This is a genomic window from Rothia sp. HSID18067 (assembly GCF_003989445.1).
Lineage (GTDB): Bacteria > Actinomycetota > Actinomycetes > Actinomycetales > Micrococcaceae > Rothia > Rothia aeria.
The window spans coordinates 347,360-361,576 of the sequence record NZ_RBMF01000001.1; the positions used below are offsets into that span (position 1 = coordinate 347,360).

Annotated in this window: 9 protein-coding genes; 8 read left to right on the forward strand and 1 reads right to left on the reverse strand. The window is 50.4% G+C overall.

Annotated features, from left to right (window positions below; all coding sequences use genetic code 11):
* Window positions 1-69 precede the first annotated feature (69 nt).
* The 8 genes from D8M23_RS01605 to D8M23_RS01650 all read left to right on the forward strand — a co-directional run bounded on the left by D8M23_RS01605 (window position 70) and on the right by D8M23_RS01650 (window position 13,305).
* A complete protein-coding gene (locus D8M23_RS01605; protein ID WP_126853298.1) occupies window positions 70-7,407 on the forward strand; it encodes a DUF6531 domain-containing protein in 7,338 nt (2,445 codons plus the stop codon).
* 14 nt (window positions 7,408-7,421) lie between these two features.
* Window positions 7,422-8,084, forward strand: a complete 663-nt coding sequence (locus D8M23_RS11745) for a hypothetical protein (RefSeq protein ID WP_161971639.1) — start codon at window positions 7,422-7,424, stop codon at window positions 8,082-8,084.
* 46 nt (window positions 8,085-8,130) lie between these two features.
* On the forward strand, window positions 8,131-8,820 hold the full coding sequence (locus D8M23_RS01615) for a hypothetical protein (RefSeq protein ID WP_126853300.1): 690 nt from the start codon (window positions 8,131-8,133) through the stop codon (window positions 8,818-8,820).
* A gap of 43 nt (window positions 8,821-8,863) precedes the next feature.
* On the forward strand, window positions 8,864-9,517 hold the full coding sequence (locus D8M23_RS01620) for a hypothetical protein (RefSeq protein ID WP_126853301.1): 654 nt from the start codon (window positions 8,864-8,866) through the stop codon (window positions 9,515-9,517).
* Between the two features lie 189 nt (window positions 9,518-9,706).
* Window positions 9,707-10,273 (forward strand): hypothetical protein, encoded by a 567-nt coding sequence (locus D8M23_RS01625; RefSeq protein WP_238693726.1) that lies wholly within the window; start codon window positions 9,707-9,709, stop codon window positions 10,271-10,273.
* 283 nt (window positions 10,274-10,556) lie between these two features.
* Window positions 10,557-11,228, forward strand: coding sequence for a hypothetical protein (locus tag D8M23_RS01635; RefSeq protein WP_126853307.1), 672 nt, complete (start codon window positions 10,557-10,559; stop codon window positions 11,226-11,228).
* A gap of 105 nt (window positions 11,229-11,333) precedes the next feature.
* Complete coding sequence (locus D8M23_RS01640) at window positions 11,334-12,032, forward strand: hypothetical protein (RefSeq protein WP_126853309.1); 699 nt, start codon at window positions 11,334-11,336, stop codon at window positions 12,030-12,032.
* A 514-nt stretch (window positions 12,033-12,546) separates the two neighbouring features.
* Window positions 12,547-13,305, forward strand: coding sequence for a hypothetical protein (locus D8M23_RS01650; RefSeq protein WP_126853313.1), 759 nt, complete (start codon window positions 12,547-12,549; stop codon window positions 13,303-13,305).
* A gap of 295 nt (window positions 13,306-13,600) precedes the next feature.
* Here D8M23_RS01650 and D8M23_RS01655 read toward each other — a convergent pair whose 3' ends face one another.
* Window positions 13,601-14,209, reverse strand: a complete 609-nt coding sequence (locus D8M23_RS01655) for a Rieske (2Fe-2S) protein (RefSeq protein WP_174234598.1) — start codon at window positions 14,207-14,209, stop codon at window positions 13,601-13,603.
* Window positions 14,210-14,217: the final 8 nt, after the last annotated feature.

A 14,217-nucleotide genomic window follows, 5' to 3' on the forward strand; every position in this document is an offset into this window, starting at 1 on the left:
ATCTACAAGAATCACTTATGATTACTGTGGCAATATTCGCTTCTAGCTTCCGGGGAGCTGACCCAGCACATGCGTATAGTCGTACATGTCAACGCTAATCCGAATACTGAACCTGTTGTATATAGTCAGGTTGATGCTGCAGCACTCGCTAATACCTTTGACAGTACCGCAAGTAAACTCCGTGAATACAAGGGGAGTATTCGTGCTGAGGCGAATAAGGCTCAAGAGCAGTTTAATGGTAAGTATGCTGAGCTGTTTAAGATAAATTGTGACCAGTGTATTACTGATGCCGGTCGGCTAGCAGATGCGTGTTCCCGGGCTGCCCAGGCTGTGCGTAAGATCGCGGAGGCAGCAGATCACGAGCAGGATAACCGGCGTAAAGCGCGGGAAGCTGAAGAAGAGCACCGGCGCAAGATGCGGGATGAGGCATTGAAATATGCTATATCTTCTAACGGACTTGATACCCTGTCTCGCATTTCTTATCAAGATGGAGCCCTCCATATTCAGGGGGAAGGGCCTTCATATGTTGCCTCACAAGAGCCCACTATCGTTGTGAACCCTAACGGCATGGACCATGATTTATCCAATTCTTACGGAAGCTCACGCCCTTCCGATAGTGAGAAATACGCCGAGAGTTTAGGGTCATCAACAGGGGTTTCATCTGCTGTTCCTGTTGCCCTTGAACAGTTCGCAGACTTCGTGATGGGACCCCTCTACGATGATATGACCTTCTACTTTAAATCCATCAGCACTGCATATGAGAGATACCAGCAGACCTGCCATTGGGGCACTCTCCTGATTGATGGCCTGCTGGAAGCGACAGTTCACTGGCTGAATGATAACTCCCATGACGCCATGTGGCTGAAAGCTGTTGCCCAGGCTTTCCGGGTGGCTGGCTCGAACGGGCAATTTGTTATTACGGATGCTGCTCTCACCGAATTTTTGAAGCGCAACAGTATTAATCCGGGACGTAAATTCCTTAAAGTCCCGGACGTGCAAGTATACGGAACTACCCCCACGAGTGGTTACGCGAGTGACCCGGTCAATGTTGCCACCGGTAACTTTATTGAGGAAGAACATGATCTGACCTTCGGCAGTCTACAGCTAAGCCGCATGTATAACAGCATTGCTGCCACCGGTTCTGCCAGCAGCTTTGAAGGGTATGAGCCTCCCACTGGTGTTTTCGGAGTAGGCTGGTCTTCCACCATTGATACGCACCTTAAGGTAACTAATGCAGGTGCCATTTGGGTAAGTGCCGATGGGCGTCAGTTGTTCTTCTCACGCATGGGTACTGGGTTTGAACGTGCGGCTGGTGAACCGTGGTGGCTTGCACGTTGCGCTAGTGGACCCCATTCCGCTTCTGCTCACAATACAGACGATAAGGACGCTCAACGTACCCGTGCTTTCCGCGTTGGGTACCGCGCTATCGCGGAACTAGTAGCCAGCGTACCGGCGACCGATGGGTACAGTGCACTGGACGGCAGCACTGATTTTTACGTTGTTTCTAATAACGCTGGAGCCTTTCATTACTACACGCTTACCGGAGCATGGATAGGCTCGTGGCACGGGAACGCGCAGTCTACGGTAGCAGCGTTGTACACCGGCAGCGGGCAAGGCTGTGAGATCGAAAACCGCTCTAGCGCCCGGCTTTGCGCGATTGCGGGTGCAGGCGGACAGTGCATTAGCTTAAGTTACGGTTCGAATAAAGATGTAGGCCGTGTGGTCACGGCCTCTGCCGGTACTCGCCGGGTAGAGTATACGTACACTGAATCGGGGCACTTAGCATCAGCCCGTACATATAGCACCCTGAAAAGCTCCACCAACAACACTGAACCTCTTGAGGTCCTCGACTCACGGGTGTATACGCATACAGAGCAGGGGCTTATTGAGGCAGTCACTGGCTTCGGTGACGTACGTGAAGTTACGAATATTTATGAGGACCCAGAATACCCTGGGCGTGTTACCCAACAGATCGGCCAACATGGGTGCATCATCGACTATACGTACCTGCCAGGCGGCATTACGCAGGTGGTTGTTAAGGACTCCGAGAAGGGCTATGACGCTCCTGCAACTGCTGAGGAAACGACGGCACATTCACAAACCTCACACGATGGTGAAGAGAAACGCATAGGATACGCAGATACGTGGGTTAGCGACGAAAAAGGCCGACTAACTTCAGTTACTTCTGCGGAGGGGCTGCGCTCCGGGTTCATCTATGACATGTATGGCAACCGCATACAATCCATTTCTCCTGACGGCGCTCGCATTGTGCGTAGTGCTGATGAGCGTGGGCGCATTATTAAGGAACTCACCCCAGCTGGTACGTTAACAACTTTCACCTACGATGCTTTGGATCGTTTATGCAGTGTGCGTGTATATGCCTCGCGGATGGCATGTGCGAATAATGAGCCTGCCCAGGAGAGCATCGATTACGAGTATGTTGATGATTTTTCACGGCTGCATTCGGCAGTTACTCGTAATGGTGCCACCACCCGGTATGAGTACACTCCCTCTGGGAAGGTAGCTCGTGTCACAGACCCGACCGGGGTATTTACCAGTTTTGCTTATGATGAGCGGGATAACCTGGTGCAGACCAGTAATGCTATAGGCGACACCATCACTATGTCTTATGATACGAATGATCGGGTTGTCGCTGTACGAATGCCTTCGGGCGCAACCACATATGCTGAGTATGATGATGCTTCACGCCCTGTTTTGCTGACCGACCCGACAGGAGCCACTACCCGTTACACGTATACACAGGCGGGAAAAATCTCCACAGTGACGGACCCAACTGGTGCCATATATGGTTTTGAATATAACGAGACAGGGGATGTGGCGGCTGTTATTGCGCCAGACGGTGCCCGCACCACCAGCGAATTTGACGAGATAGGGTACTTGAACCGGATTGTTGATCCGTCCGGTGCTGTGACACGTATATTGCGTGATGGCATGGGTCGTGTGACTGAACTGATTGACCCAGCTGGGTCGGTGTGGCGCACAGATTATGATGCTGCTGACACACTGGTGGAGCATATTGACCCCACTGGTGTATGGGAGCGTACCACCCGTGACATTGCCAAGGGGCTGTATAAGACTCAGAACGCGAACGGTACTGAGCGCACCACGCTGGATTCTTTGGGAAGGATCCGTGAACTTGTTGACCTTTCCGGAGGGCTGACCCGTTGGTCCTATGAAAACTTGGCTACCGGTGTGACATCTGGTGCGCACCAGTCAGTCTCACCGTCCGTTTCTAACCTGCCTTCTATCTCACACACTCAGCAGGATATAAAAAGCCATCCTGGCGCGCATACGGTGGTAACTCGTACTGATGCTGCTGATGGTGAGCATCGTGAGGTTTACGATGCCGCTGGCCGGGTGATTCAGCAGATCTCTGCTACGGGGGCGGTAACTGCTTACACGTATGATGCTTGCGGCAGGGTGTCCACTGTGACTGACCCTGACGGGTATACAACTGAACACACCTATGATGCGGATTCACGTTTGGTGGCCAAAACCTGCGCCGGTACCGTTGTGGAATCATTTAGCTATGACCCCGCGGGGCGGGTTCTTGAGCACCGCCGTGGCGGCCAGCTTATTGGCCGTTATTCTTATGATGCCGCTGGCCGCCCAGTGCTCGTGGTGGATAGTGCATGGGGCACACGCAGGTTCTCATACGATGCATGCGGGCGCGTCACCAAAACCATCTCAGGCACCGGTGGCGTGTGTTTCTTCGATTATGATGCTGCGTCCCGATTGGTGGCACAGCGGGTGGCGACAGCCGACGGGTTTGCAACTACTACATATTCGTATGATGCGGCTGGGAATATGGTTTCTACTACCGACCCTGCTGGGGCTACAACTAGCTACGAGTACGATGCCGCGCACCGGTGCACAGCAGTGACTCATGCTGATTCGTCACGGGTCTTGTACGCCTATGATGAGGCTGGTGAACTTGCGAGCACGTCGGTGGTGCCGCCCGGCGGGGCACCACAGTTGGCTTGCGAGTGGGCGCAGGATGTGCAGCGTCGCAAGCTAGTGGTACGTGACTGGTTGGCGGCTGCTAACCTTCCGAAAACCGGTGCTGGCGCTGGGGGCGATTCGGCGCAGCCTTTTGTGGAGACCACATATGTTTCTGACGCCTTGGGCAGGCTTGAGCGTGTGGAGCGTGCCCAGTTACTGGGTGGGGCCGGTTCCGCCTGCGGGTATGGGGATGACCCTGTGGGCGATTTTGCTGCTGCCGGTGCGTACACGGTGCGTTACGCTTATGATGCTGATTCACGGCTGGTTGAGCAGGTAAAACCTTACGAACACACAACATTGGCGTACACCCCGGCGGGTCGGCTCTCACAGGCTCGTAGCGGTTCTGACTATATGACGGTTCAGGAGCAGGAACCTACCCGGTTTGCCTACGATGCTTTGGGATACTTGGAAAGCACCCAGTTAGATGAGACGGTTGCCCGGTGGGTGCGGGATGCTGCTGGCGCTGTGGTGGAGTATACCGAGCAGGGCACCTGTGGGCCCGAACGTGGTGTGCGGGTAGAACGTAATGAGCTTGGGAAAATCACGCGAGTGGAAGACACCATAGCGGGTATTGCGTGCACGTATTCTTATGATGCGGCTGGCAGGCTGATTCGCGCGGTAAATTCCACAGGCCATGCGGTGGATTGGGTGTATGACCATGCTGGGCTGCTCCTGCGGGAAGAATCCTGCGAGGGTGAGAACTTGGTGAGGCTGCGTGTGTTCACTTACGCTGATGGTGGACGGGTTCAGTCTATGCGCGTGTATGAAAAGGCCTTAGCCGTGCAGGGCGAAGCCGCCTCAGCTGGTGCTGTTAATGCAGATTCTGCTAGTGAGGCGCCTGAAGGCATGGTGCGTGTTGCCGCTATTGAGTACACCTATAATGAGCGTGGCTTCCGTACACAGGCCACCGGGTGTGATGGTTCTGTAACCCGGTGGGACTGGGATGTATTGGGGTCCCTGGAGCGGGTGCACACGTATTCAGGTGATCATGAAAACTCAGGAGTACTCACGTCTGATGTGCAGTTTGTTAACTCAGCAGAACGGGGCATGCCTGTAGCGGTTTCTGGTGGGTCTTTGGGCTCTGGCGAGGCTGGTAACTATTCCCCGATGTTATGGGGCCCGGCGGCTGGTAATGCTCCTCAGCTGCTGGGCGTGGGTGCGGTGCAGACGCCTGCATCCAGCACGGTTATAGGCGGTCGTGACACCCCGTTGGGTACTGAAAACTTGGGGTATGGGCTTCAGCGTGCTTCAGGACCTGTATCTGAGCCTGCCGGGTTTGGCGTGGATGTTTGGGGAATTCCGGCTCCTATTAGTTGGGGCGTGTCTTCTGATAATCAGGGGTTCGCTCTGGGGCAGGCTGGTTTGCCCGCGGGCGTGGGGCTGAGTGCACATGGGTCGTTGGTGACTGTTGGTGGTGAGCTGATGGGGGATCGCGTGTATGATCCTGCCACTGCCGGGTTCCTTGCTCCTGACCCGTTGGATTCTGTGATGGGTTCGGGGTGGATGGGTGCTCCGTATGTTTTTGCTGGTGGGGATCCGGTGAATATGTTTGACCCGACGGGGCGGCGTCCTTTGACGATTGACGAGGCTCGTCAGTTACATGATGCATATTACACTCCTTCCCTCGAGGAGAAGCTGGATTCGTTCGGCAAAGATTTTAATCGTTTCGCGCTTAATTATGGGTTTACTCAGATTAAGTTCTATGAAGATTTTATGCGTGATCCTTGGGGGTGGATTACTTCGCATCCTTCGGAAATGGCTGTTCTTGGGCTGGGTCTTGTGGCTGTCGCTCTTATTGTAGTGGGCGTTATAACATTCAACCCGTTCATAGCTTCTATGGGCGCTTTTATGCTTGTTTCGATGGAATGGTCGTATTTTTCTCAAATATGGCATAAGGGTAAGGCTGACCCGAATGAGATTATTCAGGAAGGTCTGTTTAGCGCTCTTATTGATTTGGTAACGCTTGGTGTTGGTAAGGGTCTTAAATTTGTTTTAAAGCCTTTGCTGAGTCGTTTTGGGATTCGGTGGGGTGCTCATGAGCTGCATGTGCCCGGGGGTATGTCGTCGTCAGGGCGTGCTCGTCCTGGGATGGTGCCTGGGCGTTCGGTGGTGGTGAAGTACCCGCAGTTGTATCGGAAGGGCACTGTGTCTTCTGGTGGGCGTAGTGCTGAGGAAGCGCTGTATGAGGGCCGGTATGGTCGGCAGTTGTTTGATGCGTCGAATCTGGATTTTCGGGGTAGTGGTTTTGCTGCGTCTGGGGTTGTAGTCCCTGAGAGTGGGGCGCATGTGCCGTTGCGTCCTAGTGCTGGCGCTCGTTCTGCGACGGAGGTTCCGCCGGTTGCGGTGTCGCGTGTTGATGTTCCGCAGGTTGCTCCGGTGCAGGGTTCGGGTGTTTCTCGTGGTGGTTCGCAGGTGCCGCTCAAGCCTGTGGAGGCTCCGCAGGTGGGTGAGGTTCGGCCTGTCTCGGGTGTTGGGTCTGGTGCTGCTGGTGTGCAGGCTGTTAAGCCTGGTGGTGTGGCTGATGATGCTGTGGTGGCTCGTGGTTCTGCTGGTGGTGTGCGTGAGTCTGGTGTGCAGTTGAGGCCGGTGGAGGAACCGAAGGTTGAGAACCTGCCTCCAGCAAGGGGCGCTAGTGCCGCTGAGGGGCCGACGGTTTCGATGCGTGATGTGCAGACTCATCTGGACGAGAAGTTGGAGAGTGTTCGTCGTAAAGAGTGGAGGGGGAAGGATAAGAAAGGACGCCCACGCACTGACTATTATGACTACAACGAGTATATTGATGCAGATAAGGATTACCTCAATGCTAGGGCTAAATTACGGGATTACGAGACTCGTAAGAAGCAGGCTGAGCTTGAAGGCAGAGAATTTACCGAGGCACCCCCGGAGGATCCGGGTCCTCGTCCTCAGCATGCGTTGTGGAAGGGCGCTGAGGAACGTTTCGCCCCGGATTTGCAGACTGCGATGCAGCTTGATGAGGAGGGTTTGAAGCACCACCGGGTGGTGAGGAGCGAGGACTATCAGGGTCAGATTCCTCAAGAAACTGCTGAACACCTCCAGCAGGCTACGCAGAAGATCATGAAGGATGGAGCTCCTCCGCACTATCCTGGCGCTAATGAGGGCAGGAAATTTGGAAACCATCCTATGGATGGTGAGGGTGTAGGTGATATTTTGCCCACTACTGATGTTGAGGGGAACCCTATCACGTATACGGAAATGGATTTCATGGCTCCTCAACCGAAGATTGGTGAAAACGGTAGAGTTGAGTTGAAGCCGAACGGGAAGCCCGAGACGACTCGTGGTGATGACCGGTTGATAGTGGGTAGTAATGGCAGTATCTATTACAGTCCGGATCATTATCACACGTTTATCTTGATAGCAGAGTAAGGGAGAAAATAACCATGGCTTATACACCAGAAAGGCCGAAATCTTTTGTAGCTCCTTTGTTTATCCGTGAGGATGGGTACTGGGAGAACCATATGCTGCCCTATCTGGAAGCGGAGGGGTGGAAGGTTATTGTTGTTGACTGTGCTGGGGTAAAAACTACGTTGGATTTTGCCTATCGTCTGGTTGAGAGTATTGAGAGTGTCTATGCTATTCCGGATGATTTTAACCTGCGTTGGGCGTCCGAAGATGCCTGTCTGATTAACTGGTTTGATATGCGCCAGGGACTGTTTGTGCTGTACAAGAATTTTGATGACCTCTTCGTGATGGATGATAAGGCTGTTACAGCATGCGTAAATATTCTGGAAACTATGGACGGTCGTTATACTGTTCGTCCAGTTTTCGGTAGTGGGCTTTATCGGGTTCTCTTTGGATATGGATTTGAATTTTCACGCGAGAGCCTACCTGTGATCAAAAAATTCTTTGAAGATAAAACTGTAACCGCCAAGGATGGGGTGGAATATCCTTGGAGCGGTGTAGAGAGGTACAAGAAAGTGTTTTTTCCTCAGGGTTTTCCTGACCCGTTGTATGAGGATGGGGAGTGGATTGATGATCCTGATGAATACCCCGAGAGCACATCCTACACCGGCGGCAGTGGTGAGGAAGGTTCTTCTGAATAATACAAGTTAGTTCTCTTGTCGAGTTGCGCTCCAAAAGAGGTAGAAAATGGCTTATAGACAAGCAGAGTCTTCTAAAAAATTCATCGCGCCTTTGTTTCTTGCAGAAGATCGATACTGGGAAGATTATATGCGCCTTTACCTCGAGAAAGAAGGATGGTGCGTTGTGGAGGTCGATTGCGCAGGAGCGCAAGGTACTAGGGATTTTGGGTATCGACTTATGGAAGCGATCCGACTTGATTGGGAGAATGAGATTAGTGGTGGATTTGACTCATACTGGGCTGAAGAACTTGCTACTGAAATCGACTGGCTAGATATGCGCCAAGGGCTGTTTGTTTATCTTAAACATTTTGAAGATGTTCTAAAGATGGCCGATTATCTGGGGGCTGATAGTTATGCGAACTATGTAGTACGTCTCATTGATTCGATGCAGCTTCATTACCCTATGCGGCCTGCCGGTTATGAAGGGTATGAGGTTCTTTTTGGGTACGGGTTTGAGGTGTCGAAAGATTTTCTCCCTCGCGTTGAGGAGTATTTTGAAGGTCATCAGACGATCTGCGCTGATCCCAATGCTGTATATCCCTGGTCTCAGCAGGAAGATCGGAAGAAGAAATATTTCCCTAAAGGTTTTCCCGATCCGTTGTATGACAAGAATGGTATCTGGATAACTGACCCCAACGTATACCCTGAGAGCACTTCCTATACTGGCGGTGGTGAGGGAGAAAGTTCATCTGAGTAAGCATCGTTAGACTTCTTTGCCTGTCTGCATTTTAGAGAGAAACATGCCTTATCAACAAGAACGGTCTGCTGAGGAATTCATTGCCCCTTTGTTTATCCGTGAGGATGGGTACTGGGAAAACCATATGCTGCCCTATCTAGAAGCAGAAGGGTGGGCTGTCATGACTGTTGATTGTGCTGGGGTGGTATCGTACATGGACTTCGCCAGGCGGTTAGTTAAAACTATCGACCCTAACTACAGTTTTCCCGAAGGTTTCAATATGCGCTGGGCATCCGAAGAAGCATGCTTGATTAGGGATAGGGATATGCGTCAGGGGCTTTTCGTTTTGTATAAGAATTTCGAGCAGCTTTTTACTATGGCTGATGATGATATAAGCGCATGTGTAAATGTCCTTGAGATCATGGAAGTAAATTATGCTGGTCGTCCACTACATGGCAGTGGTCTGTACGAAGTTCTAGTTGGGTACGGTTTTGATATTTCACAAGAGAACGTGTCCCAGATAGAAGAGTTCTTTGAAAATCGAGTAGTCATCGCGGCAGACGAGGCAGAGTACCCTTGGACTGAAATGGAAAAGAGCAAGAAGTTTTTCTTCCCGAATGGTTTTCCTGACCCGTTGTATGAGGATGGTACGGATTGGATTAATGATCCTGACGAGTACCCCGAGAGCACCACCTATACCGGCGGCAGTAATGGGTAAAGCACATCCGAACAAACCTCAATATTCGATATTTTGAAATTGACGTTCGTGACGCTGGGCATATTATGCGAGACGAACCTAGGTTGCCGGTAAAACGGGACAATGAACGTTCGGTAATTGGTAGTAATGGTGATATTTACTATATTCCCAACCATTATAAAGATTTTGTATTATTGAGGGGGAATTAGTGTGGAGCAAGTTGATGAGGTCTGGGGATTTATTCCAGTTATATATATTAAAGAGTCCCATATTTTGCGGGAGCGCGTTGGGTCTCTTGTAAAAGCAGGCTGGCAAATCGTAAATTTTATAAGTTCCAATATCTCTGACTCGGATAGTCTAGAAGCGGAAGTTATTCGTGCCATTGATTGTCCTTGGCCTTTGCCAGACGAAGCTGTGTGGTGGACACTTGATGTTGTTGAAGAAATTGATCAATGGAAGGACCTGTCGCAAGGACTTTTTGTTTATGTTTCTGACTTTGATGGTTTAATCCGCAGTAGCCCGGCAGAAGCGGATACCTTATACCAGCATATTGCACGTATGCAGGATCGTTATCGCTGGGAGCGTCTTCGCGACGGAGATGAAAATCTTAAGTTTATTTATGGTTTTGAATGTTCTGAGAAAAATCTTCCGCTGGTGCGGGAGTTTTTCTGGGGGCATGTGGTGGTTGTGGATAGGTTTGATCCTGAGCATCCTGAGTTTGAGAGTGCAGAGACGCTGGGGCCTTTCGCAGATGAGTATCCGCATTTGCCAGAGTAGCAGAATAGAATCAATAACCTATATAAGAAAAGGCAGGGTTGTCTATGACCGGTTGGTGTCGCCTGTGGGCAGCCCTGCTGGCTTGTATTCCTATGGTAATTTTATTACATATACTGAATATGATGCAAAACCACCAGAGTATATCATCAAGGAAAATGGTAAACCAGGACTTAATCGGGGAACGCATCGTATCGTAGTAGGAAGCAATGGAAGTATTTACTATTCGCCAGATCACTATTTAACTTTTGTCCGCCTTGTTGATTAATTTTGAAAGGAAACGAATATGCCTTATGAGGCTTTATATTCTAAACCGTTTAGTATCCCTGTTTTTATACGAGATAATAATTATTGGGAAAACTATATGCTTCCTTCTCTGCGTCAGGAGGGGTGGCATGTTGTTATAGTTGATTGCGCAGGGGTTGTGGATGCCTATGATTTTGCTATTCGTTTTATGAATGCTATCAGTTTTGATTGGAGTTCATTCCCGCATAAATTTGATTTGAAATGGGCTGAAGAATATGCAGAAGATATCGATTGGCTTGATATGCGTCAAGGATTGTTTGTCTACTATAAAAACTTTGAAGATGTTCTATCTATGGCTGACGGTTTAAACATGGAGGGTTATGCTAGGTATAGTGTGGATATCCTTTACATTATGAATGCTTATTACCCACGGCGTCCTATGTGGCGTGATGACGAATACGAGGTTCTTTTTGGGTACGGGTTTGAGGTGTCGAAAGATTCCCTTCCTCGTGTCGAAGAGTATTTTGGAGGTCACGAAATAATCTTTGCTGGCCCTGATACTGAATACCCTTGGTCTCAGCAGGAGGAGCGGAAGAAGAAATACTTCCCTAATGGTTTTCCCGATCCTCGGTATGATGAGAATGGTATCTGGATAACTGACCCCAACGTATACCCCGAGAGCACATCCTACACTGGCAGTAAGGACTCATAGTATCAAGGCATCTGGTGGTTAGCTAGATGACGTATACGGGTTATACCCCAGGTCGTGCTCTATATCTTTATTTGCCTCGTGAGTTAATTTTGGGAAAGAAACAGCATGCCATATCAACATAATCTTTCAAAACCTTTTATTGCCCCGATCTTCATTGAGGAAGATGGGTATTGGCAGAATTGTATGAAGCCCTATCTTGAGCGTGAAGGGTGGTATATCGCAGAGGTTGACTGTGCTGGAGCCACTGGATCATTGGAATTTGGGCGTCGTTTTTTAACAGCTCTGGAGTTTGATTGGGATTCTTTTCCGTATGAGTTTGATGTCCATTGGGCTTTTGAATATGCTACTGAGGTTGATTGGCTTGATCTGCGTCAGGGACTGTTTGTGTACTATAAAAACTTTGAGGACGTACTGTCGATGGCGGATCGTTTAGGGAACGATAGTTACGCTATTTATGCCGTGCATATGGTTGATTATATGCGTCTGGTCTATCCTATGCGTCCTAGCCCACGTCCTCGGTCTGGGGATGATTATGAGGTGACTTTAGGGTACGGGTTCGGGGTGAGCCGGGCTTCTTTGCCGCGTGTGGAGCAGTTCTTTACAGGAAATAACGAGATCCTCATTGCTGGCCCGGAGGTGGTGGAGTATCCGTGGACTTGGCATGAGGAGCGGAAGAAAAAATATTTTCCTCAGGGGTTCCCGGCTCCTCGGTGTGATGAGCGGGGGGAGTGGATTTTTGATCCTGAAAGGTATCCGGAGAGTCCTGCGTTTACGGGTGATGCAGGATATCCCGTAGAAGAATAACCGCCTTTAGGCTCAGCCTGTATCCGCTTAATTCAACTGGTACTGGGTTCGAGAATCAGACTATAGATCAGGCGTGGATGCAGACCCATGGGTCGGATATGGTCAAAGCTGTTAAAAATGCACCTGATTGGGCGCTTGGTAGTTTCTTGCTGACCTTGATTGCGGGTAAGAAACCTAGCCTACAACAGTACCGGTTCAGGCCTTATACTGAGTCGCGGTTATTATCAGCTGCGTTGTTTTCGGTCATGGATTCGGTAGATAAAGCTGGTATGACCGAGATCGTGCGCTCAAGTATAACCTATTTAGCGGATTAGTAGTCAGAATAATGAAGTCAACTAGCTAGCCGAATAGAGTTTCAGCGTACCCTAGACGGTCCGAGGCTTATAGGAATGGGATAAACGTGATAGTACTTGAGGTTAAAATTTTGGAATATTGCTTAAGGGTTTATTCATCAGGGACTTAGGTAGGTTCTTTATGAATCCCCCTGTGTAGGATTTCTTAAGGAAATAACTATATGGTTTATGAAAACGAACATGAAGATGAGTTCATTGTTCCGGCGTTCACTCAGGAGAGTGGGTACTGGGAGAAAATCATGAAGCCTCGTTTACAGCAGCAGGGGTGGTATATCGCTGAAGTAGACTGCGCGAATGTAGAGGATATTGAGGATTGCGGCACAAGGCTTCTGGGTGAACTCAACTTTAAAGTTCCTGAGCATGGATACATTAACGCTATGGGGGTCAAAGATAATATCACTGACATCTACGGCATTAATATGCGCAAAGGCCTTTTTGTGTTTTATAAGAATTTTGAAGATATCTTCTCTACCCACCCTGATTTGCATCAGGGGTATGGGGCTGAGTTCATGCTTCAGCTAATCGAACGTATAGTTCATCATTATTCCAGGCTACGTGGAAATATCTATGAAGAGTTTCCTGTAGTGGCGGGGTATGGTGTTGGTCTACCCACCTCATATATTCCACAGCTTGAGGAGCTGATGGGTGCGGAAAATGTGATGATTGCCGGTGAGGGTGTGCGATACCCCTGGTCTGATTTCGAGGAAGAACAGCGAAGGAATTTCCCGAACGGAGCCCCGGACCCTCTATACGATAAAGAAGGGGTAATCTACGGATTCACCAATGACTATGATGACGCGACAGGAGTTTTTGTGGATGATCCTCGGTATTATCCTGAGTCACCGTTTTATGACCCTGCTCTTGCCTCCAAGGTGCACCTGGTGCATAGTGAATTTGACGAGCCAGACCCTTCTGTATAAGCATTATGGGCTATAAAATAAATGCGACTACAAGGATGAGTTTGTTGTTCCTGTGCTCACTCAGGAGAGCGAGTACTGGGAGCAGGCCACGAAGTAGTTTTTTACCGGCCCTGATGCTAAACACCATTGGTCTCGTTAGGTAGATCGGAAGAAAACATTTCCCTAATGTTTTCCAGATTCACTCTATGATGACGGGTAGGGGACTGACGATCCTGATGAGTAACCCAAGAGCACCTCATACGCTGGTGATGGGATGAGCGAATCAGGTGACTACCTCCGGTGCTTCGCTGAAAAACTATCCCACCCAGATGCGCCCGTTTTTTACCTCTACCTTGTATGATTCCAGTGGTTTTTCGGCGGGGCCGCCTTGGGCTGCTCCGTCGGAGAGGGAAAACTGTGAATTGTGGCAGGGGCACACGATTTTCGCCCCGCCCTGCACGTTCACCTGGCAGCCTTGGTGTGTGCACGTTGAGCTGAACGCTTTAAACGTGCCTTCCTGCGGCTGGGACACAATAGCTGTGACTTTACCGGCGGTTAGTTTCGCGGCCTTACCGGCGGGCACATCGGCGGCGGACCCCATATCTGTGGGCTCGTTCGGGCCTTGGCCGCCCGCACTGCTATTGTTGTTTCCTGAGCCCCGGGAGGAGCCTCCTTCACTGCATGCGCTTAGTGCCACCGCACCGGTGCCTCCGGCTACCCCCGCAATAAGCGCATTCCGGCGGGAGATGGTGCCTTCGTTCGGGGCGGTTCCGGTGGCCTGCTGGGTGGTGGTGCGCGAGCAGCCGCACGATTCTGTGGTTTCGCTCATGGTCACGTTATTTCCTTCGGGTGTGTATGCGCGGGCGCGGGTCAATGGGGTAATCGCCCTTAGCACCACCATATCCCCAAAACGGGCGCGTCCCATAATTTGGG

What these genes read in the sequence shown, in the direction of transcription:
- D8M23_RS01655 (WP_174234598.1), bottom strand. Translation starts at nt 14,209, where the DNA reads ATGGGACGCGCCCGTTTTGGGGATATGGTGGTGCTAAGGGCGATTACC.
- D8M23_RS01635 (WP_126853307.1), top strand. Translation starts at nt 10,557, where the DNA reads ATGCCTTATGAGGCTTTATATTCTAAACCGTTTAGTATCCCTGTTTTT.
- D8M23_RS01620 (WP_126853301.1), top strand. Translation starts at nt 8,864, where the DNA reads ATGCCTTATCAACAAGAACGGTCTGCTGAGGAATTCATTGCCCCTTTG.
- D8M23_RS01605 (WP_126853298.1), top strand. Translation starts at nt 70, where the DNA reads ATGCGTATAGTCGTACATGTCAACGCTAATCCGAATACTGAACCTGTT.
- D8M23_RS11745 (WP_161971639.1), top strand. Translation starts at nt 7,422, where the DNA reads ATGGCTTATACACCAGAAAGGCCGAAATCTTTTGTAGCTCCTTTGTTT.
- D8M23_RS01650 (WP_126853313.1), top strand. Translation starts at nt 12,547, where the DNA reads ATGGTTTATGAAAACGAACATGAAGATGAGTTCATTGTTCCGGCGTTC.
- D8M23_RS01640 (WP_126853309.1), top strand. Translation starts at nt 11,334, where the DNA reads ATGCCATATCAACATAATCTTTCAAAACCTTTTATTGCCCCGATCTTC.
- D8M23_RS01615 (WP_126853300.1), top strand. Translation starts at nt 8,131, where the DNA reads ATGGCTTATAGACAAGCAGAGTCTTCTAAAAAATTCATCGCGCCTTTG.